We start from the raw sequence: 20,381 nt of genomic DNA, 5'->3' as shown, positions 1-20,381 counted from the left end.
TGCGCACCACCATCCTAGGGAAGGCGCCCGGGAAGAACCCGATGCATAAATATTGACTGCAATGCATAAACTTGCCTACAGTGGGGCGGTGACCATTACTGCAGCTGTCTCCGGAGCCAGCGGCTACGCCGGGGGAGAGGTCCTCCGCCTGCTGGCCAACCACCCCGAGGTCGAGATCGGGGCCATCACCGCCCATTCGAGCGCGGGCAGCCGGCTGGGGGAGCTCCAGCCGCACCTGCTCCCGCTGGCCGACCGCGTCATCGTCGAGACGACCGTGGAGAACCTCGCGGGCCACGACGTCGTGTTCCTCGCGCTCCCGCACGGGGCATCCGCCGAGGTCGCCGCCGCGCTGCCCGAGGGCACCCTCGTGATCGACGCCGGCGCGGACCACCGCCTCGAGGACCCCGAGGCGTGGTTCCAGTTCTACCGCTCCGAGCATGCCGGCACCTGGCCCTACGGGCTCCCCGAGCTGCCGATCGGCCCGGGCGCGGGTCCGGGCAGCGGCCACAAGCAGCGCGAGAAGCTGCGCGGGGCGCGGCGGATCGCCGTCCCAGGCTGCTACCCGACCTCCGCCCTGCTGGCCCTCACCCCCGGCTTCGCCGCCGGCCTCCTCGAGCCCGAGGACGTCGTCATCGTCTCGGCATCGGGGACCTCCGGCGCGGGCAAGAGCGTCAAGCCGCACCTGCTCGGCTCCGAGGTCATGGGCTCGATGAGCCCATACGGCGTGGGCGGCGGCCACCGGCACACGCCCGAGATCGAGCAGGGCCTCTCCAACGCCGCGGGAGAGCCCGTCACCGTCTCCTTCACCCCCACCCTCGCACCTATGAGCCGCGGCATCCTCACCACCGCCACGGCCCGCGTCAAGGACGGCGTCGGCGCCGCGTCCCTGCGGGCCGCCTGGGAGTCCGCCTACGAGGGCGAGCAGTTCGTCCACCTCCTGCCCTCCGGCCAGTGGCCCGCCACGCAGATGGTGCTCGGCTCGAACAACGCCGTCATCCAGCTCGCCTTCGACGAGCACGCCGGCCGCGTGATCGTGAGCTCCGCCATCGACAACCTCACCAAGGGCACCGCCGGCGGCGCGGTGCAGTCCATGAACATCGCGCTGGGCCTTCCCGAGGGCACCGGCCTCGCACAGCTGGGAGTCGCACCGTGACCGTCACCGCACCCAAGGGCTTCCGGGCCGCCGGCGTCACCGCCGGCCTCAAGGCCTCCGGCAAGCCGGACATGGCCCTCGTCGTCAACGACGGCCCCGACCGCCACGCCGCCGCCGTCTTCACCACGAACCGGGTCATGGCCGCCCCCGTGCGCTGGTCGAAGCAGGTCGTCACGGACGGGCGCGTCGACGCCGTCGTGCTCAACTCCGGTGGCGCCAACGCCTGCACCGGCCCGCAGGGGTTCCAGAACACCCACACGACGGCCGAGAAGGCCGCCGACGTCCTCGGCGTCTCGGCCGGCGACGTCGTGGTCTGCTCGACCGGGCTCATCGGCGAGCAGCTGCCCATGGACAAGATCGTCCCCGGCGTGGACGCGCTCGCCGGGGCCCTCGCCGACGACGGCGGCCACGATGCCGCGCTCGCGATCATGACCACCGACACCGTGCCGAAGGAGGCCGTGTTCACCGGCACCGACGCGGCCGGGATCGAGTACACCATCGGCGGGATCGCCAAGGGCGCAGGCATGCTCGCCCCGGGCCTCGCGACGATGCTCGTGGTCCTCACCACCGACGCCGCCGCCGCTGCCGAGATGCTCGACGCCGCCCTCCGGGACGCGACCCGCGTGACCTTCGACCGGGCCGACTCCGACGGGTGCATGTCCACGAACGACACGGTCGTGCTGCTCTCCTCGGGGGCCTCGGGGGCGGTCCCGGACGCCGACGCGTTCGCCGCCGGACTGACCCAGGTCTGCGCCGAGCTGGCCCGCAAGCTCATCGGAGACGCCGAGGGCGCCGCGCACGACATCGCGGTGCGCACCTTCAACGCCGCCAGCGAGCGCGACGCCGAGGTCGTCTCCCGCGCCGTCGCGCGGTCGAACCTGTTCAAGACCGCGATCTTCGGCAAGGACCCCAACTGGGGCCGCGTGCTCTCCGCCGTCGGCACCACGGACGCCGCCTTCGAGCCGGACTCCCTGAACGTGTCCATCAACGGCGTCGAGATCTGCCAGAACGGCGGGATCGGCAAGGACCGCTCCCTGGTCGACCTCGAGCCGCGCGAGGTGCTCGTCGAGATCGACCTCGCCGCCGGCGACGCCGAGGCGACCATCTGGACCAACGACCTCACGCACGACTACGTGCACGAGAACTCCGCCTACTCGAGCTGAGACCCATGACTGACGCACACACCGGCCCCCAGAGCCCCAATCTCCGCCTCGCCATGGACAAGGCCGAGACCCTCATCGAGGCCCTGCCGTGGATCCAGAAGTTCGCCGGCACCACCATGGTGGTCAAGTACGGCGGCAACGCGATGGTCAACGACGAGCTCCGTCGCGCGTTCGCCGAGGACATCGTGTTCCTGCACCACGTCGGCATCCGACCCGTGGTCGTCCACGGCGGCGGCCCGCAGATCAGCGCGATGCTGGGCCGGGTGGGCATCGAGAGCGAGTTCAAGGGAGGGCTGCGCGTCACGACCCCGGAGGCCATGGACATCGTCCGCATGGTCCTCACCGGCCAGGTGGGCCGCGAGCTCGTGGGCCTCATCAATTCCCACGGCCCCTATGCGGTGGGCCTCTCCGGCGAGGACGCGGGCCTCCTCCGCGCCGTCCGCACCGGCGCCGTCGTGGACGGCGAAGAGGTGGACCTCGGCCTCGTCGGCGAGGTGGTCGGCGTCGAGCCCGGCGCCGTGCTGGACATCCTCGAGGCCGGCCGCATCCCGGTGATCTCCGGCGTGGCCCCCGAGGTCGAGGACGCCGAGGCGGCCGACGGCGCCGCCCCCTACCAGCCGACCGGCCAGGTCCTCAACGTCAACGCGGACACGGCCGCGGCGGCGGTCGCCGTGGCCCTGAAGGCCTCGCGCCTCGTGATCCTCACCGACGTCGAGGGCCTCTACCGCAACTGGCCAGACCGGGACTCGCTCGTCTCGCAGATCTCCGCCTCGGAGCTGCGCGAGATGCTGCCCGGCCTCGCCTCGGGCATGATCCCGAAGATGGCCGCCTGCCTCAAGGCCGTCACCGCGGGGGTGGACCGCGCCGCCATCGTGGACGGCCGCAGCCCCCACACCATGCTCCTCGAGATCTTCACCAACGCCGGCGTCGGGACCCAGGTGGTCCCCGACGGGGAAGGAACGCGCGCATGAGCCAGGACAGCAGGCAGAGCACCGGGAGCAGCCCGGAGGCGCGCGGCGCCTCGGAGCTCGCGGGGACCTCGAGCGGGAGCGAGTGGCTCTCCCGCTATTCGGGCTCGCTCATGGGCGTGTTCGGCACGCCGCAGCGCGTCCTGGTCCGCGGACAGGGCTGCTACGTGTGGGACGCCGACGGGAAGCAGTACCTCGACCTCCTCGGCGGCATCGCCGTGAACGCCCTCGGCCACGCCCACCCGTTCGTGACGAGCGTGATCTCCTCGCAGCTGGCCACGCTCGGGCACGTCTCGAACTTCTTCACCAGCCCCACCCAGGTGGCCCTCGCCGAGAAGCTCCTCGAGGTCACCGGCGCCCCGGCCGGGTCCAAGGTGTTCTTCGCGAACTCCGGGACCGAGGCCAACGAGGCCGCGTTCAAGCTCGCGCGCCGCAACGCCGGCACCGCCGAGGAGCCGAGGACCAAGGTCGTCGCCCTCGAGGGCGCCTTCCACGGCCGCACCATGGGGGCCCTCGCCCTCACGGCGAAGAAGGCCTACCGCGAGCCGTTCGAGCCCCTTCCCGGCGGCGTGGTCCACGTGCCGTTCGGCGACGTCGAGGCCCTCGCCGCGGCCGTGGACCGCACCACCCAGGCCGTGTTCCTCGAACCGATCCAGGGCGAGGCCGGCGTGGTGCCCCTCCCGCCCGGGTACCTCGCCGCGGCGCGGAAGATCACGCGCGACGCCGGCGCCCTCCTGATCGTCGACGAGGTCCAGACCGGCATGGGCCGCACCGGCACCTGGCTCGCGATCGAGGGCTCAGGGATCGTGCCAGACGCCGTGACCCTCGCCAAGGGCCTCGGCGGCGGCTTCCCGATCGGCGCCCTCGTGACGTTCGGCGGGGAGAACAGCGCCCGCCTCACCGCCGGCCAGCACGGCACCACGTTCGGCGGCAACCCGGTGGCGACGGCGGCCGCCCTCGCGACGCTGCACGCGATCGAGACGCAGGGCGTCCTCGCGAACGTCCGGGCGGTGGGGGAGCGGCTGCACGCCGCGCTCGGGGCCCTGCCGGAGGTCGCCGAGGTCCGCGGGCGCGGGCTGCTCCTGGGCCTCGACCTGGTGACCCCCGCCGGGGTGCCCGAGGGCGCGAATCTGGCCGCCGCCGTCGTCGATGCCGCCCTCGAGGCCGGGTTCATCGTCAACGCCCCCGGCCCCCGCACCGTCCGCCTGGCCCCGCCCCTCATCCTCACGGCCGAGCAGGCCGACACGTTCGTCGCCGCGCTGCCCCGACTCGTGGCCACCGCCGCCGAGCGGCTCACGGCAGAAAAGGAGACCAAGTGACCACCCGCCACTTCCTCAAGGACACCGACCTCAGCCCCGCCGAGCAGGCAGAGGTCCTCGATCTCGCGGTGCGGATGAAGGCCGCGCCCTATGCGGTCCAGCCGCTCGCGGCCGAGGGCTCCGCCCGCAAGACGGTCGCGGTCATCTTCGACAAGACCTCGACCCGGACGCGGGTGTCCTTCTCCACCGGCGTCTCCGACATGGGGGGCACCCCGCTCATCATCAACCCGGGCGAGAGCCAGATCGGGCACAAGGAGTCGGTCGAGGACACCGCCAAGGTCCTCGAGCGCATGGTCGCCGCGATCGTGTGGCGCACCGGAGCCCACCAGGGGCTCGTGGACATGGCCGCGAACTCCCGCGTGCCCGTGGTCAACGCGCTGTGCGACGACTACCACCCCTGCCAGCTCCTCGCGGACCTGCTCACGGTCAAGGAGCACAAGGGCGAGCTCGCCGGCCTGTCGATGGCCTACCTCGGCGACGCGGCGAACAACATGGCCAACTCCTACCTCCTCGCCGGCGTCACGGCCGGCATGCACGTGCGGATCGCGGGCCCCGAGGGCTACCTGCCCTCGGCCGAGGTGGTCGCCGAGGCCGAGGCCGTCGCCGCCCAGACCGGCGGATCGGTGCTCGTCACCGTCGATCCCGCCGCTGCCCTCGAGGGCGCCGACGTGGTCACCACCGACACCTGGGTCTCGATGGGGCAGGAGGCGGAGAAGGAGGCGCGCCTGTCCCTCTTCCGCGACTACTCGGTCGACGCCGCCGCCATGGCGAAGGCCGCCCCCGACGCCGTGTTCCTCCACTGCCTCCCGGCCTACCGCGGCTACGAGGTCGCCGCCGAGGTCATCGACGGGCCGCAGTCCGTGGTCTGGGACGAGGCCGAGAACCGCCTGCACGCCCAGAAGGCCCTCCTCGCGTGGGTCCTGCACTACTCGGGCCAGGCCGTCGTCGAGGGCCTCACGGCCCTCTGACGGGGCGATGGCCATGACAGCGGTTCCGGGCGCCGCCCCGCAGACGAAGGCCGCCCGCCAGGCGCGCATCCGCGCGCTCCTGGCGGGATCCGCCGTGCGCTCGCAGGCAGAGCTCGCCGCGCTCCTCGCGGACGACGGCGTGCAGGTCACCCAGGCGACCCTTTCCCGCGACCTCGTGGAGATTGGGGCCGTCCGGGTCCGGGGCGCGGACGGCGGCCTCGTCTACGCGGTGCGGGGCGAGGGAGGGGACCGCAGCCCCCGGCTCGGCCAGGCACCCGAGGTCCTCGACGCGCGGCTGGCCAAGCTGTGCGCCGAGCTGCTCGTGACCGCCGAGTCGAGCGCGAACATCGTGGTGCTGCGCACCCCGCCCGGCGCCGCGAACTTCCTGGCGCTCGCGATCGACCATTCCGTGATCCCCTCGATCCTGGGCACGATCGCCGGGGACGACACGGTCATGATCGTCACCCGCGACCCGTCCGGCGGGGAGGCCGTCGCGGCGCGCTTCCTCGAGCTGGCCTCGCAGGGGGCCTGAGCCGTGGGACGGGTGCGGCGCCTCGACCACGTGGGCATCACGGTGGCGGACCTCGAGGCCGCCACCGCGTTCTTCGTCGGCCTGGGCCTCGAGGTCGAGGGCCGGATGACCATGGAGGGCGAGTTCGTGGACACCGTCATCGGCATCCCTGGCTCCCGCAGCGAGATCGTCATGCTGCGCCCGCCCGACGGCGGCGCCGGCGTGGAGCTCTCCCGCTTCCTCCGGCCCGACCACGAACCGGGCTCGCCCACAGCGATGTCCACCGAACTGGGGCTGCGCAACGTGGCCTTCGAGGTCGAGGACCTCCCCGCGGCCCTCGAGCGGCTGGCCGCCGACGGCTACGGCCTCGTCGGCGGCGTCGGCGAGTACGAGCACGTGTGGCGCATGGCCTACGTGCGCGGGCCGGAGGGCATCATCGTGGCCCTGGCCGAGCGGATCGGCTAGTCGCCTCTGCCCCGCAGGCCGGTCAGAACCGGTCCGCCAGCGCGGTGAGCTTCTGCACGTACAACGGCCAGTCCTGCTCCGGGAGATTGCTGCTGTCCGCCACGAGGCCGGCCGCGCCGTCGATCGACTCGCGGAGGATGTCGGCGTGGCCCGCGTGCCGGGCGAGGTCGGTGAGGACGTGCACGAGGACGCGGCCGAGGGTCACCTCGCCGTTGCGCCACCAGGGAACCCGGCCGGGGGCGTCGAGGGGCAGGGCCTCGATGGTGGCGTCGGCGAACGCCCAGACGCGACGGTAGAGGTCGACGATGCCGGCCGCGCTCTCGCGCTCGGTCGCGTACCAGTCGGCCTGCGGGTCGGCGTCGACCTGGGCGTCCGAGACGCGCTCCTGCGGTGTGGGCCATGGGCGGCCGAAGGTGTCGCCGAAGTACCCGATCTCCACGTTCGCCGCATGCTTGACGATGCCGAGCAGGTTGGTGCCCGTCGGTGTGCGCGGCATCCTCAGCTCTCGCTCGCTGAGCCCGTCGAGTTTCCACAGGAGCGACTCCCGGGCCTCTTGGAGGTAGTACCTGAGTGCGTCCTTGGCGTCGGTGAGGTCCGTCATGCCTGCATTCTGCTACGGCCGCGTCCGATCGATCAGGAATCGAGAAGGGGCGCCGCGGGGCCGGCCGTACTGTGGGCGGTACAAGGACCACTTCGAGGAGCGACAGATGCCGTACACCGTAGATTTCAAGGACGTCTCCACCGTGGGGCTCGAATCGTCCCCCGTCGCGGAGGCCCTGGCCGGGCTGCGGGCCAACGAGTCCCGCTACTTCAAGAACAAGTACAACCACGACTTCACCGTCACCCCGGCCGGCGAGGCCCCCGAGACCCTCGAGTGGATCCACCGGATCCTCGCCGAGGAGCGCAGCATCACCATCGCCTCCCGCCCGCTCGAGGTCACCTCCTTCGAGGTGGACGGCATGAGGATGGCCTACGTGTTCTACGAGTCCGGCCTCTCGGTCAACGTCATGTACGCCCTCGACGACAGCGGCAAGCGGGCGGTGGGCTTCAAGCTCTCCCAGGGCATGGACGTCCCCGAGGAGCTCGCGGGCACCTTCAAGTTCGCGCGCCAGAAGTCGAAGCTCGCCGGCGAGATCCGTGGCTCGTACTTCGTGATCAAGGGCGAGTACTGACCGGGCCGGCGGGCGCCGCGCCGGACGGCCTCACCGTCGTGGCGCCGAGCCCCGCCATGGGGGACGCCGGCCGCGCGGCGTTCACCACTGCCGGCGGACCGTGGCCTTCTCTCCGGTGACCAGGGTCGCCGGAGGCACGTCGTCGGCCACGACGGCGCCCGCGGCGATCACGGCGTCCCGCCCGATGCTGACGCCGGGCAGGATCGTGGCGCCGGCCCCGATCCACACGTTCTCCGCCACGTCGATCGGCGCCCCGGTCAGCCACAGCCGCCGCTCGGCGGGGTCGACCGGGTGGCCGTTCGTGATGAACGTGACCCTGGGCCCGACCATCACGCGTTCTGCCAGCCGGATTCCCGCGTAGTCGAGGAAGGTGCAGTTCTGATTGATGAACACGCGCTCGGCGAGCTCCAGCCGGAGGCCGTGGTCGGTGTAGAAGGGCGGGTAGATGGTCACGCGCGGCGGAAGCGGACGGCCCAGGATCTGCTCGAACAGCGCGGCCTTGCCGTCCTCGTCGTCGAACGGCAGGACGTTCAGCCGGGAGGTCAGCTCGGTGACGCGCAGCACGCGCTCGCTCATCGCCTGGAACTCGGGGCTGTGGATGCGCAGGAACCTCTCGCGGGACATCGCTCCATCCTCTCGCGCAGGCACGGCCGCGGCTACCCGAGCCGCGCGAAGGGCGCGGCGTAGCGGAAGGTGCCCCGCGCGCCGTCGTGCGCCGGGAGCAGGCGGACCTGGAACAGCTCGCCCCATGCCGGGTCCGGGGCGGCGATGCCATGCCGGGAGGCGGGCTCCCAGCCGTGGGCCCCGTAGTACGCGGGATCGCCGAGGAGCTCGATGAGCCGCTCGCCGAGGGCCTCGGCGCCGCGCACGGTCGCCGCGAGCAGCGCCCCGCCGATGCCCCGGCCCTGGCGGTCCGGCCGGACCGAGATCGGTCCGAGGCCCAGGGCCGGGACGGGGTCGCGGCCTGGCGCGTCGATCCACGCGCGGGTCGTGATGGCGTGGCCGACGACGACGCCCTCCTCCTCAGCGACGAGGGCCAGCGTGGGCAGGTACCCCGCATCGGCGCGGAGCCACTCGACGAGCGTGGCCTCGCCGGGATCGCCCGTCGCGTCCACGGGCGGTGCGGAGTGGGCGGCGCCGGCGAACGCCGCCGCGGTCACGGCGCGGATGGCGGCGAAGTCCCCGGGACGCTCGGGGCGGACGACGGCGGCCGGCCGGCTCACGCGGTCACGTCGCCGGGGCGCCGAGCGAGGCCAGCAGGAGCGCCTCTGCGAGGACGGCTTTGTGGAAGTCGCCCAGATCGATGGACTCGTCGGCGCCGTGGGCGCGCGAGTCCGGGTCCTCCACCCCCGTGATGAGCACCTGCGCCGACGGGAACCGGCCCGCGAGCTCGGCCGCGGCGGGAATCGAGCCGCCTACCCCCATGAGCACCGGCTCCACGCCCCAGACTTCCTCCATTGCCGCCAGCATCTTCCGGGCGGGATCCGAGGCGGCGTCCCCCGCGAAGGCCTTCGTCGAGGCGCCGGGCGTCAGCGTGATCCGGGTGCCGAGCGGGACGTTCGCCTCGAGGTGGGAGCGCACGGCTGCCAGTGCCCGCGCCGGGTCGTCGCCGGGGGCGAGCCTGAGGCTGAACCTCGCCCGGGCGGAGGGGACGATCGCGTCCGCGGACAGGGCGACCGGCGGGGCGTTGATGCCGATGACGGACAGGGCCGGCTTGGTCCACAGCCGTGACGCGATGCTGCCGGAACCGGCAAGCTGGACACCGTGCAGCACCCCGGCATCCAGCCGGTAGTCCTCCTCGCTCAGCTCGGGCCTGCCCTCGTCCCACCCCACGAGGCCGGGAACGGCGACGCTGCCGTCGGCGGCATAGAGGCTGGCAATGAGGTGGGAGAGCGCGGCGAGGGCATCGAGGACGGGGCCGCCGAAGGTCCCGGTGTGCAGGGAGTGCTCGAGGACGCGGACCTCGAGGGTTGCCGAGGCAAAGCCCCGCTGGCTCGTGGTGAGAGCGGGCACGCCCACCCGCCAGTTGCCCGAGTCGGCCACGATCACCACGTCGGGGCGCAGGAGCGCGCCATGGGTGTCCAGCAGCCGGGGCAGGGACGGCGAGCCGACCTCCTCCTCGCCGTCGACGAGCACCGTCACGCCGACGCCGCCCTCCGCGCCGAGCGCCCGGACCAGGGCGCGGCACGCGGCCAGGTGGAGGACCACGCCGCCCTTGTTGTCGGCCACTCCGCGCCCGAACAGTCGTCCTCGGCGCTCGACGGCCTCGAAGGGCGGGCTGTGCCAGGACCCGAGGTCTCCCGTCGGCTGGACGTCGTGGTGGGCATAGAGGAGCACCGTGGGGCACCCCGGCGCCGCGGGCCGGTGCGCGAGGACGGCCGGGGCTCCGGGCATCCCGTCCGGCTTCGGCACCCGCACGACGCCGACCTCCGGGAACCCGGCCCCCTCGAACAGCTCGGCCACGAGGGCGGCGCTGCGCTCGAGGTGCAGCGGATCCGTCCCTGCCCACGCGGAGCCGGGGATGGCGACGAGGTGCCGCAGATCGCGCAGGGCCTCGTCGGCGCCCGCCCGCGCGTGCGCCCGCAGGAGCTCGGTGTAGTCCGCCATGGGACCACCCTTCCATCCGGCCCGGCTCCCGCCAAGCGCTGTACGCGGGCGCAGCGGACAGCGGAGAATGCCTGCAGTGCCTTTCGTCCCCGGATTGCGGTCTATGTATATCTATGTAGACTGATGCATAACAATTCGTGCTGGCCGTGCTGCCATCATCCCCGTGCTGAAGGAGAACACCGTGAAGGATCGCATCGTCCTCGCCTATTCGGGCGGTCTGGACACCTCCGTCGCGATCGGCTGGATCGCCGACGCGACTGGCGCCGAGGTCGTCGCCGTCGCGGTCGACGTCGGCCAGGGCGGCGAGAACATGGAGACCGTCCGCCAGCGCGCCCTCGGCTGCGGCGCCGTGGAGGCCTATGTCGCCGACGCGCGCGACGAGTTCGCGGACGAGTACTGCATGCCCACCCTCAGGGCGAACGGCCTCTACCAGGGCCACTACCCCCTCGTCTCCGCGATCTCCCGCCCGGTCATCGTCAAGCACCTCGTCAAGGCCGCCCGCGAGTTCGGCGCGACCACGGTGGCGCACGGCTGCACCGGCAAGGGCAACGACCAGGTCCGCTTCGAGGTCGGCATCCAGACCCTCGGCCCCGACCTGAAGTGCATCGCCCCGGTCCGCGACCTCGCCCTCACCCGCGACAAGGCGATCGCCTACGCGGAGGAGAAGCACCTCCCGATCGTCACCACGAAGAAGAACCCCTACTCGATCGACCAGAACGTGTGGGGCCGCGCCGTGGAGACCGGCTACCTCGAGGACATCTGGAACGCCCCGACCAAGGACATCTACGACTACACGGCCACCCCGGAGTTCCCCCCGGCCCCCGACGAGGTGACGATCACCTTCGTCCAGGGCGTGCCGACGGCGCTCGACGGCGTGGCGATGTCCCCGCTGCAGATCATCCAGGACCTCAACCGCCGCGCCGGCGCCCAGGGCGTGGGCCGCATCGACGTGGTCGAGGACCGGCTCGTGGGCATCAAGTCCCGCGAGATCTACGAGGCCCCCGGCGCGATGGCCCTCATCACCGCGCACAAGCACCTCGAGGACATCACGATCGAGCGCGAGCACGCCCGCTTCAAGGCCGGGGTGGACCGCCGCTGGAGCGAGCTCGTGTACGACGGGCAGTGGTTCTCCCCGCTCAAGCGCGCCCTCGACGTCTTCATCGACGACTCCCAGAAGTACGTCTCCGGCGACATCCGCATGGTCCTGCACGGCGGCACCGCCGTGGTCAACGGCCGCCGCTCCGACACGTCGCTGTACGACTTCAACCTCGCCACCTACGACACGGGCGACACGTTCGACCAGTCCAACGCCAAGGGCTTCATCGACATCTGGGGCATGTCCTCGAAGGTGGCCTCGACCCGCGACCAGCGCGTCGCGGGGGAGTGAGCCGGAGTGGCTGAGGAGACCGGAGTGCCGCAGCAGCACGGGACGAACGAGGGCGCGCTCTGGGGCGGCCGCTTCGCCGGGGGGCCTGCGGACGCGCTCGCCGCGCTGAGCAAGTCGACGCACTTCGACTGGAGGCTGGCGCGCTACGACATCGCCGGCTCCCGGGCCCACGCCCGGGTCCTGCACCACGCAGGCCTGCTGGACGATGCCGAGCTCGCCGGCATGCTGGACGCCCTGGACCGGCTGGACGCCGACGTGGCGTCCGGGGCCTACCTCCCGGCCGAGTCGGACGAGGACGTGCACGGCTCGCTCGAGCGTGGCCTCATCGAGCGCGCGGGCGCCCACCTGGGCGGCAAGCTCCGGGCCGGGCGCTCGCGCAACGACCAGGTGGCGACCCTCGGGCGGATGTTCCTGCGCGACCACGCGCGGGTCATCGCCCGGGGCGTGCTGGCCACGGTCGACGCGCTCGTGGCCCAGGCGGAGGCGCACCCGGACGCGGCGATGCCTGGCCGGACCCACCTCCAGCACGCCCAGCCGGTGCTCCTCAGCCACCACCTCCTCGCCCACGCCTGGGCGCTCCTGCGCGACGTGCAGCGCCTGCAGGACTGGGACCGCCGCGCGGCCGTGTCGCCCTACGGCTCGGGCGCGCTCGCGGGCTCGTCCCTCGGGCTCGATCCCGAGGCCGTCGCCGCGGACCTCGGCTTCGACTCGGCAGCGCACAACTCGATCGACGGCACCGCCTCCCGCGACGTCTTCGCCGAGTTCGCGTGGGTCGCGGCGATGATCGGCGTGGACCTCTCCCGCATCTCCGAGGAGGTCATCCTCTGGGCCACCAAGGAGTTCTCCTTCGTGACGCTGGACGATGCCTACTCGACCGGCTCGAGCATCATGCCGCAGAAGAAGAACCCGGACGTGGCCGAGCTCGCGCGCGGCAAGGCGGGACGCCTCATCGGCGACCTCACCGGTCTGCTCGCGACCCTCAAGGGCCTCCCGCTCGCGTACAACCGCGACCTGCAGGAGGACAAGGAACCCGTCTTCGACGCCGCGGACACGCTCGAGCTCCTGCTCCCCGCCGTGTCCGGCATGGTCGCCACGCTCGTCTTCAACACCGAGCGCATGGCCTCCCTGGCCCCGCAGGGCTTCGCCCTCGCGACCGACATCGCCGAGTGGCTCGTGCGCCAGGGCGTGCCGTTCCGCGAGGCCCACGAGCTCTCCGGCGCCGCGGTCAAGCAGGCCGAGTCCCGCGGCGTCGAGCTCTGGGACCTCACGGACGAGGAGTACGCGGCGATCAGCCCCGCGCTGACGCCCGAGGTCCGCTCCGTGCTCTCCACGGAGGGATCCCTCGCGAGCCGGAGCGCCCAGGGCGGGACCGCGCCGTCGGCCGTCGCGCGGCAGTTGGAGGCCCTCAAGGCGCAGCTGGCCGACGCCCGGGCGTTCGCCGGCTGAGCGCCTCCGCTCCGATTCGGGGCGGACGTCCCTTCCCGGGGCGTCCGCCCCGGCGCATCATCGAGGCGTGCCCCCGCGCACCCTCATGCTCGTCGTGGCGCACCCGGACGACGACGCCATCGGGATCGCCGGTTCGATCGCCCTGCACGGCGCCGACCCGGGGTTCAGGTTCGCCCTCGTCCACGCGACGGACGGGGCTGCGGGCCTGATCGCCCCCGGGACCGACACGACCCGCGCCGGGCTCGGCCAGTACCGGCGCGACGAGGACGAGCGGGCGTGGTCGGCGCACGGGCGGGGACCCGACCGCCACGAATGGCTCGGCTACGAGGACGGACGCCTCGGCGACGCCGACTTCGGCGCGCTCACGGCCCGCCTCCGGGCCCTGCTGGAGGACGAGCGCCCGGACGTCGTGGCCACCTTCGGGCCGGACGGAGTGACAGGGCACCCCGACCACATCGCGATCGGCCGCGCCACGGACGCCGCGTTCCTCGACCTCGCGGACCGCGGCGGCCCGGGTCTGAAGCGCCTCCTGCACTGGGCCCTGAAGGAATCCACGTGGCTGCGCATCAATGCGGCCCGCACCTCCAGCGGCCTGCCGCCCTGGGACCCCGCGCAGGTCTACCACTTCCGCGGCATCCCCGACGACCTCGTCGACATGCGGGTGGACACCCGCAGCGTCGCCGAGCGGGTCGTCGCCGGACTCGCCGAGCACCGCAGCCAGCGGCTGTCCCTGTTCGAACACCCGCTCGCGCGCGACGCCTGGCTCGCTGCGGCCTCCCACGAGCACTTCGTGCAGGCCTGGCCCCCGCGCGAGCCGCGCCGCCCACTTCTGACCGACATCTTCGAGGGCCTCGGCTAGGCCCCGCCCGGGCGCCGACTGGTTACGCTGGAGGGCATGGGAACCGTCGCCGCAGCCCCGACCGACACCGAGCTCCTCGCCGCCCTCCGCGCCGCGGCGGAGGGGATCCACCAGGAGATCGGGGGCCTCGGCGAGGACGCGGTCGCCGCGCCCTCCGAGCTGCCCGGGTGGACCCGAGGGCACGTGCTGGCCCACATCGAGGGGATCGCCGCGGCGCTGGCCCGGCAGGCCGAGCTCGCGCGCCGGCACGAGCAGGCGGACCTCTACGACGGCGGCAAGGCCGCCCGCGACCGTGCCATCGAGTCGGGCGCGCGCGCTTCTGCCGAGGTCCACCGCCGTCGCACCGGGGCTGCCGTGGACCGCGCCGTCGCTGCGTTCGCCGCGCTCGAGCCGGCCGAGTGGGAGACCCCGGTCCGCTTCCGCGACGGGGTGGTGCGGGACGCCGGGTTCGCCCTCTGGCGCGAGCTGGTGGTCCACCGCAGCGACCTGGGCACCGGGTGCACCCAGCAGGAGTGGACCGCCGGCTTCTGTCGGCACCTCGTGGACTTCCTGGCTCCCCGGGTCCCCGAGGGCCAGGTGTTCGTGCTGCGCCCCGAGGGCGGCGAGCAGATCCGCCTCGGCGGCGGCAGCGCCGACGTCGTGCTCGCCGGGCGCCTGCAGGACCTTGCGGCCTGGCTCGCAGGCCGCCCGGTCTCCCACGGTGCCGTCCGCGCCGAGCGCGACGGCCAGGCGGTCCCGCTGCCCGAGCTCGGGCCGTGGCCGTCGGCGATCCCCGCCTAGAGCCCGTGGACTTCGACGCCCTGGTCCACTGGCTCCTGCGCGACCCGGTCGCCGTGGCCCCCGACCTGCTCGGCGCCATCCTCTCGCACATCACGCCGGAGGGGACCGTCGCCGTGCGCCTGACGGAGGTGGAGGCCTACCGCGGGCACCGCGACTCCGACCACCCCGACCCCGGATCGCACTCCTACAACGGCCGCACCCCGCGCAACGAGGTGATGTGGGGCCCTCCGGGGCGCCTGTACGTCTACTTCACCTACGGCATTCACTTCTGCGCGAACATCGTGTGCGGCCCTGCGGGCAGTTCCTCCGGCTGCCTGCTCAGGGGCGCGGAGGTCGTCGAGGGCCTGGTGCTCGCGCGGTCCCGGCGCCCCGCGGCCAGGAGGGACGCCGAGCTCGCCCGGGGGCCGGCGCGCCTGGCCCAGGCCCTCGCGATCGGCCGCGCGGACAACGGCGCGGCGCTCGACGGCGGCCGGTTCCGGCTCGAACCCCCGGCCCACCGCGCCGCCGGGGTCCTCTCGGGCCCCCGCGTGGGCGTGGCCGGCCCGGGGGGCTCCGCCGACTACCCGTGGCGGTTCTGGCTCCCCGGGGAGCCGAGCGTCTCCCCGTACCGCCCGGCGAAGGCCCGCCCGCCCCGCACCCTCTGAAGGTCACCTCCTGTAGGTCACCTCCTGAGAGTCAGCTTCTGGAGGTCACCTCCTGGAGGTCACCTCCTGCGGGTCCGCGGCCCGCATCGGCCCGTGGCCGTGCCACGGGGGACATTCGGTAACGTGGACCCGTGATTGAGCCCAGCCCAGAGACGCCGTACCCCGAGGACCGTGCGGCGGCAGCCCCGCCCGGCACCTCCGTGGCGGAGATCCTCGACCGCCTCTGCGCGACGGTGCCGGACTACCCGAAGCCCGGCATCGTCTTCAAGGACCTCACCCCGGCGTTCGCCGACCCGCAGGGCCTGCGTGCCATCGTCGACGCGATCGTCGCCCCGTTCGCGGGCCAGTTCGACCTCGTCGCAGGCATCGAGGCCCGCGGCTTCCTGCTGGCGGCCGCCGCGGCCTACGCGACGGGCACGGGCGTCCTCACGGTCCGCAAGGCCGGGAAGCTCCCGCGCGAGACCTTCCTGGAGGAGTACGCCCTCGAGTACGGCACGGCCGCCCTCGAGGTGCACACCACGGACATCGCCCCGGGCGCCCGCGTCCTGGTGCTCGACGACGTCCTCGCCACCGGCGGCACGGTCGGGGCCGCGGTGCGCCTCGTGGACCGCTGCGGCGGTGACGTCGTGGGCGTGGGAGTCGTGCTCGAGCTCGAAGGGCTCGGCGGCCGCGAGGCCCTCTCGGGGCACCGCGTGCACTCGCTCCAGCGCCTCGGCGACTGAGCCGCCCGTCCCTGCGGCACCGGTGCACCTGAAGTTCACCGGAATCGCAGTAGAATGGACGGTCAAACTTTTCTTGTTAGGGGAAGGCAAGGATGCTCGACGCCGATCTCGCCCATGAACGGGACTACGTCAGGGGTCTCTACACGCGTCTCGATGAGCTGCGCGAGGAAAAGCGCAGCCAGCTGGCGGCGGTCCGCAAGGCCGGTGCCATCGGCTCGAGCCAGAATGTGTCCGAACGCGACGCGTTCGCGGCGATGTACGAGGACCGTCTCGCCCAGCTCGACGCCGTGGAGAACCGCCTGGTCTTCGGCCGGCTCGACCTCGACGGCGGGGAGTCGCAGTACATCGGCCGCATCGGCCTGAGCACCGAGGACCTGCGCCGCCTGATGGTGGACTGGCGGGCCCCCGAGGCGAGCCACTTCTACCAGGCCACGGCGTTCGACCGGCAGGGAGTGCGCCGGCGCCGGCACCTCATCCTGCAGGGCCGGGAGGTCGTGGCCATCGAGGACGACGTCCTCGACTCGGACATGCTCACCGAGGGGACCGCCCAGCACCAGGGCGAGGGTGCACTGCTCGCAGCGCTGAACTCGAAGCGCACGGGCCGCATGGCGGACATCGTCAGCACCATCCAGGCCGAGCAGGACCGGATCATCCGCGCTCCCATGGCCGGCGCCCTCGTCGTCCAGGGCGGACCGGGCACGGGCAAGACCGCGGTCGCCCTGCACCGCGCGGCGTACCTGCTGTACTCGCACCGCGACCGCCTCAAGAGCGCCGGGGTCCTGCTCGTGGGCCCGTCGTCGTCCTTCATGAAGTACATCGAACGGGTCCTGCCTTCGCTCGGCGAGACCGGTGTTGTGATGTCCAGCGTGGGCCGGCTCATGCCCGGCATCGCGGCCGTGCCCGAGAAGGATCCCCGCATCGCGGCCCTCAAGGGGAGCCAGCGCATGGTCCCCCTCATCGCGGCGGCCGTGGCCAACCGGCAGCGGATCCCCTCGGCGGACCGGGTGCTCGAGGTCGAGGGCTACCGGCTCCTGCTGACCCCGCGCCAGGTGCGCCGGGCGCGGGACAAGGCCCGGGCTACCGGCAAGCCGTACAACGAGGCCCGGAACACGTTCGTGAAGATCCTCCTGCGCGAGCTCACCGAGCAGCTGCAGTCCAAGGTCGAGGCGAGCGGCTCCGGCAACACCACGGACCGCTCCTACCTCGCCGAGGACGTGCGGCAGTCGCGGGACGTGCGCGTGGCCGTGAACCTGTGCTGGATGCCGATGACCGCCGAGAAGCTCGTCGCCGAGCTCCTGGGCCGGCGGAGCATCCTCGACGCGGTCGCGCACGATTTCACCGAGGAGGAGCGCGACCTCCTGCACCGCCCCGAGGACGCCCCCTGGACGGAGGCGGACGTGCCCCTGCTGGACGAGGCCGCCGAGCTGCTCGGCGAGCTCGACGCGGCCACGGGACACGAGGCGGCGCGCCGCGAGGCCGAGCGCCGCCGCGACCTCGAGAACGCCCAGCAGACCCTCAGGAACATCGACGCCGCCCTGCGCGAGCAGGGGATCGACGGCGTCGTCGAGGCCGAGGACCTCGTCGCGTTCCAGCAGGAGCCCGAGGTGCGCCTCACCGCCGCGGAGCGCGCGGTGGGGGACCGCACCTGGGCCTACGGGCACATCATCGTCGACGAGGCGCAGGAGCTCTCCTACATGCAGTGGCGCCTGCTGGTGCGCCGCTGCCCGCTCAAGTCGTTCACGATCGTCGGGGACATCGCCCAGACCTCCTCCGCGGCCGGGGCGTCCTCGTGGGGCCGCGCCCTCCGCCCGTTCTTCGGCGACCGGTGGACGCTCGAGGAGCTCACGGTCAACTACCGCACCCCGGCGCAGATCGCCGAGGCGGCCGCGCGCATGGCGGCGGCCGCGGGACTCGTGGTCTCGGCCCCGAAGGCCGTCCGGGAGGGACGCTGGGACCCGATCGTGGAGCGGGTGGACGCCGGCGCCGTCGTGCCGCGCCTTCTCGAGGTGCTCCCGGAGGAGCTCGAGGCGGCCGACGGCGGTCTGGTCGCCGTCATCGCCGAGGCACCGCTGCTCGGGGCGGCGCGCGAGGCCCTGCGTGAGGTGTACGGAGCGCGGGTCGGCGGGGGAGCGGGCAGCTTCGAGCAGGACATCGTGGTGCTCGATCCGCGCGAGGCCAAGGGCCTCGAGTTCGACGCCGTCGTGGTCCTCGAGCCCTCGGCCCTGCTCGACCACGAGTACGGCAAGGTGGGCGACCTCTACGTGGCCATGACCCGCCCGACACAGCGGCTCCGGCTCATCTCGGAGGGGCCCCTCCCGGCCGGCATCGAGCAGGGGAAGCGCGGGCGTGGCTGATACCGTAGAGGCCGTGCCGCAGACAGCAATCCTCGACTCCCAGAAGAACGATCCGAGCTTCCCGAACATCTGGCAGGAGCTCGTGTGGCGTGGCCTCATCCACGTCTCGACCGACGAGGGCGAGCTCGAAGAGCTCCTCGCCGGGGAGCCGATCACCTACTACTGCGGCTTCGACCCCACGGCCCCGAGCCTCCATCTGGGCAATCTGGTCCAGCTGCTCGTCCTGCGCCGGCTGCAGCTGGCCGGGCACAAGCCGCTCGGCCTCGTCGGCGGGTCCACGGGTCTCATCGGAGATCCCCGGCCCACCGCGGAGCGGACGCTCAACACCAAGGACACCGTCGCGGAATGGGTCGGCTACCTCAAGGCGCAGGTGAGCCGCTTCCTCTCCTTCGAGGGGGAGAACGCTGCCCGGATCGTGAACAACCTCGACTGGACGGCGCCGCTCTCGGCCATCGACTTCCTGCGCGAGATCGGCAAGCACTTCCGCGTCGGCACGATGCTGCGCAAGGACGCGGTCGCCTCGCGGCTCAGCTCGGACGAGGGCATCTCCTACACGGAGTTCAGCTACCAGATCCTGCAGGGCATGGACTACCTCGAGCTCTACCGGCAGTACGGCTGCCTCCTCGAGACGGGCGGGTCCGACCAGTGGGGCAACCTCACGAGCGGCACCGAGCTGATCCGCAAGGTCGAGGGCAAGACGGTCCACGCCCTTGGCACCCCGCTGATCACGAACGCCGATGGCACCAAGTTCGGCAAGAGCGAGGGCAACGCCATCTGGCTCGATCCGGCCATGTGCTCGCCGTACACGTTCTACCAGTTCTGGCTCAACACCTCGGATGCGGACGTGGTCGACCGCCTCAAGGTGTTCACCTTCCTCACCCGCGCCGAGATCGAGCAGCTCGAGGCGTCGGTCGCCGAGCGGCCATTCGCCCGCGAGGCCCAGCGGCGCCTCGCCTTCGAGGTCACCTCCCTCGTGCACGGAGTCGACGCGACGGAGAAGGTCATCGCCGCCTCCGCGGCCCTCTTCGGCAACGGCGACCTCGGGGTCCTCGACGAGGGCACCCTCTCCGCGGCCACGGCTGAGCTGACGACGGCGGCGGTGACGGGCGAGCAGCTCGGGATCGTGGAGCTGCTGGTCGCCACCGGGCTCGCCGAGAGCAAGTCGGCGGCCCGGCGGACGGTCGGCGAGGGCGGCGCCTACGTGAACAACACCAAGATCACCGACCCCGACGCGACGGTCAGTGTGGAGGACGCCCTGCACGGGCGCTACTTCCTCGTGCGGCGGGGCAAGAAGAACCTGGCCACCGCGGTCCTCGAGGGCTGAATCGCGCCTCGGCCGGCATCGGGGAAGGGCCCCCACAGCAGCTGCTGTGGGGGCCCTTGCCGTGTGGTCAAGGCGACACGCCCGGGCGGCACCCGCGAGTTGCACCCGGACCGGGCGGCGGGTAATGTATTCCGAGTCGCCAACGCAGAGCGGAGGCGGAAAACCTCGATCTTCCCTTCGGGAAATGCTCGGAGTCCTGGCCCTTTCGGGGCCAGAACAGCCTGCAGCGCCTCGAAAAGGAAAACGGAAAGCCGATTTGAAAATGGCGGTCCGGATCGGGTAGGATTGAATCTTGTTGCCGCGGGGATGTGGCCGGTCCGGTTGGGCTGGTCGGAGTACCTGCGGGGGCGTGTTGTTTGAGAACTCAATAGTGTGCCAAGTTTGTTGATGCCATTTTTTATGGTTGTCAAATGTGCCTGTTGCTGTGCACCCCCGTGCACGGCAGTGGGTGTTTGATGCCGGATCATTTTCTGCTGGCCGGGTGTGCCTCATTTTCCTGGGGTTCCTGGTTGGCGTGTTCTTTGACGGAGAGTTTGATC

At 72.4% G+C, this 20,381-nt stretch carries 20 protein-coding genes; 16 read left to right on the top strand and 4 right to left on the bottom strand.

Annotated features, from left to right (window positions below; translation table 11 throughout):
* Positions 1-88 precede the first annotated feature (88 nt).
* From argC to ACVWWH_RS06300, 7 genes are read left to right on the top strand one after another with little or no spacing between them, the layout of a single operon-like run.
* The gene (gene argC / locus ACVWWH_RS06330) at positions 89-1,153 is read left to right on the top strand and encodes an N-acetyl-gamma-glutamyl-phosphate reductase (protein ID WP_457316021.1); all 1,065 of its coding nucleotides are present in this window, start codon (positions 89-91) and stop codon (positions 1,151-1,153) included.
* On the top strand, positions 1,150-2,316 hold the full coding sequence (gene argJ / locus ACVWWH_RS06325) for a bifunctional glutamate N-acetyltransferase/amino-acid acetyltransferase ArgJ (protein ID WP_447421739.1): 1,167 nt from the start codon (positions 1,150-1,152) through the stop codon (positions 2,314-2,316). Before argC ends, argJ begins: the two co-directional genes overlap by 4 nt.
* A 5-nt stretch (positions 2,317-2,321) precedes the next feature.
* Positions 2,322-3,287, top strand: a complete 966-nt coding sequence (gene argB / locus ACVWWH_RS06320; protein ID WP_457316020.1) for an acetylglutamate kinase — start codon at positions 2,322-2,324, stop codon at positions 3,285-3,287.
* Positions 3,284-4,603 carry an acetylornithine transaminase gene (locus tag ACVWWH_RS06315; RefSeq protein WP_066497311.1) on the top strand — a complete coding sequence of 440 codons (1,320 nt, stop codon included), beginning with the start codon at positions 3,284-3,286 and terminating at the stop codon, positions 4,601-4,603. The genes argB and ACVWWH_RS06315 overlap by 4 nt, the downstream gene beginning before the upstream one ends.
* Positions 4,600-5,571 carry an ornithine carbamoyltransferase gene (argF, locus tag ACVWWH_RS06310; protein WP_457316019.1) on the top strand — a complete coding sequence of 324 codons (972 nt, stop codon included), beginning with the start codon at positions 4,600-4,602 and terminating at the stop codon, positions 5,569-5,571. The genes ACVWWH_RS06315 and argF overlap by 4 nt, the downstream gene beginning before the upstream one ends.
* 7 nt (positions 5,572-5,578) lie before the next feature.
* Positions 5,579-6,103 (top strand): arginine repressor, encoded by a 525-nt coding sequence (locus tag ACVWWH_RS06305; RefSeq protein WP_066497314.1) that lies wholly within the window; start codon positions 5,579-5,581, stop codon positions 6,101-6,103.
* Between the two features lie 3 nt (positions 6,104-6,106).
* A complete protein-coding gene (locus tag ACVWWH_RS06300) occupies positions 6,107-6,547 on the top strand; it encodes a VOC family protein (protein ID WP_141305468.1) in 441 nt (146 codons plus the stop codon).
* 22 nt (positions 6,548-6,569) lie between these two features.
* Here the strand turns inward: ACVWWH_RS06300 and ACVWWH_RS06295 are convergent, their stop codons facing one another.
* Positions 6,570-7,148, bottom strand: coding sequence for a DinB family protein (locus ACVWWH_RS06295; RefSeq protein WP_457316018.1), 579 nt, complete (start codon positions 7,146-7,148; stop codon positions 6,570-6,572).
* 106 nt (positions 7,149-7,254) lie between these two features.
* On the opposite strand from ACVWWH_RS06295, the gene ACVWWH_RS06290 reads away from it, so the two are divergent.
* Complete coding sequence (locus tag ACVWWH_RS06290; protein ID WP_447421745.1) at positions 7,255-7,719, top strand: phage tail protein; 465 nt, start codon at positions 7,255-7,257, stop codon at positions 7,717-7,719.
* 81 nt (positions 7,720-7,800) lie between these two features.
* Here the strand turns inward: ACVWWH_RS06290 and ACVWWH_RS06285 are convergent, their stop codons facing one another.
* From ACVWWH_RS06285 to ACVWWH_RS06275, 3 genes are read right to left on the bottom strand one after another with little or no spacing between them, the layout of a single operon-like run.
* Positions 7,801-8,343, bottom strand: coding sequence for a DapH/DapD/GlmU-related protein (locus ACVWWH_RS06285; RefSeq protein WP_066497319.1), 543 nt, complete (start codon positions 8,341-8,343; stop codon positions 7,801-7,803).
* 32 nt (positions 8,344-8,375) lie between these two features.
* Positions 8,376-8,942 (bottom strand): GNAT family N-acetyltransferase, encoded by a 567-nt coding sequence (locus tag ACVWWH_RS06280; RefSeq protein WP_457316017.1) that lies wholly within the window; start codon positions 8,940-8,942, stop codon positions 8,376-8,378.
* Positions 8,943-8,946: 4 nt separating this feature from the next.
* Positions 8,947-10,326, bottom strand: coding sequence for a M20/M25/M40 family metallo-hydrolase (locus ACVWWH_RS06275; protein ID WP_457316016.1), 1,380 nt, complete (start codon positions 10,324-10,326; stop codon positions 8,947-8,949).
* A 181-nt stretch (positions 10,327-10,507) separates the two neighbouring features.
* Here ACVWWH_RS06275 and ACVWWH_RS06270 point away from each other — a divergent pair, with 181 nt between their 5' ends.
* From ACVWWH_RS06270 to tyrS, 8 genes are all read left to right on the top strand, one after another.
* Positions 10,508-11,713, top strand: coding sequence for an argininosuccinate synthase (locus tag ACVWWH_RS06270; RefSeq protein ID WP_457316015.1), 1,206 nt, complete (start codon positions 10,508-10,510; stop codon positions 11,711-11,713).
* A gap of 6 nt (positions 11,714-11,719) precedes the next feature.
* A complete protein-coding gene (gene argH / locus ACVWWH_RS06265; protein WP_457316014.1) occupies positions 11,720-13,159 on the top strand; it encodes an argininosuccinate lyase in 1,440 nt (479 codons plus the stop codon).
* A gap of 67 nt (positions 13,160-13,226) precedes the next feature.
* Positions 13,227-14,018, top strand: coding sequence for a PIG-L deacetylase family protein (locus ACVWWH_RS06260; RefSeq protein ID WP_457316013.1), 792 nt, complete (start codon positions 13,227-13,229; stop codon positions 14,016-14,018).
* 36 nt (positions 14,019-14,054) lie between these two features.
* Positions 14,055-14,798, top strand: a complete 744-nt coding sequence (locus ACVWWH_RS06255) for a maleylpyruvate isomerase family mycothiol-dependent enzyme (protein ID WP_457316012.1) — start codon at positions 14,055-14,057, stop codon at positions 14,796-14,798.
* Between the two features lie 5 nt (positions 14,799-14,803).
* Positions 14,804-15,442, top strand: coding sequence for a DNA-3-methyladenine glycosylase (locus ACVWWH_RS06250; protein WP_457316011.1), 639 nt, complete (start codon positions 14,804-14,806; stop codon positions 15,440-15,442).
* 209 nt (positions 15,443-15,651) lie between these two features.
* Positions 15,652-16,164 carry an adenine phosphoribosyltransferase gene (locus ACVWWH_RS06245; protein WP_084249743.1) on the top strand — a complete coding sequence of 171 codons (513 nt, stop codon included), beginning with the start codon at positions 15,652-15,654 and terminating at the stop codon, positions 16,162-16,164.
* Between the two features lie 92 nt (positions 16,165-16,256).
* Complete coding sequence (locus ACVWWH_RS06240; protein WP_457316010.1) at positions 16,257-18,518, top strand: HelD family protein; 2,262 nt, start codon at positions 16,257-16,259, stop codon at positions 18,516-18,518.
* Between the two features lie 13 nt (positions 18,519-18,531).
* Complete coding sequence (gene tyrS / locus ACVWWH_RS06235; RefSeq protein ID WP_457316009.1) at positions 18,532-19,842, top strand: tyrosine--tRNA ligase; 1,311 nt, start codon at positions 18,532-18,534, stop codon at positions 19,840-19,842.
* Positions 19,843-20,381 lie beyond the last annotated feature (539 nt).

This window comes from Sinomonas sp. RB5, assembly GCF_054063535.1.
Note: the sequence above shows the minus strand (reverse complement) of the source record. Positions and strands in the feature narration are given on the sequence as shown.

Coding starts and splice junctions, on each gene's coding strand:
- argB (WP_457316020.1), top strand. CDS start 2,322: ATGACTGACGCACACACCGGCCCCCAGAGCCCCAATCTCCGCCTCGCC.
- ACVWWH_RS06315 (WP_066497311.1), top strand. CDS start 3,284: ATGAGCCAGGACAGCAGGCAGAGCACCGGGAGCAGCCCGGAGGCGCGC.
- ACVWWH_RS06305 (WP_066497314.1), top strand. CDS start 5,579: ATGGCCATGACAGCGGTTCCGGGCGCCGCCCCGCAGACGAAGGCCGCC.
- ACVWWH_RS06295 (WP_457316018.1), bottom strand. CDS start 7,148: ATGACGGACCTCACCGACGCCAAGGACGCACTCAGGTACTACCTCCAA.
- ACVWWH_RS06290 (WP_447421745.1), top strand. CDS start 7,255: ATGCCGTACACCGTAGATTTCAAGGACGTCTCCACCGTGGGGCTCGAA.
- ACVWWH_RS06285 (WP_066497319.1), bottom strand. CDS start 8,343: ATGTCCCGCGAGAGGTTCCTGCGCATCCACAGCCCCGAGTTCCAGGCG.
- ACVWWH_RS06275 (WP_457316016.1), bottom strand. CDS start 10,326: ATGGCGGACTACACCGAGCTCCTGCGGGCGCACGCGCGGGCGGGCGCC.
- ACVWWH_RS06255 (WP_457316012.1), top strand. CDS start 14,055: ATGGGAACCGTCGCCGCAGCCCCGACCGACACCGAGCTCCTCGCCGCC.
- ACVWWH_RS06240 (WP_457316010.1), top strand. CDS start 16,257: ATGCTCGACGCCGATCTCGCCCATGAACGGGACTACGTCAGGGGTCTC.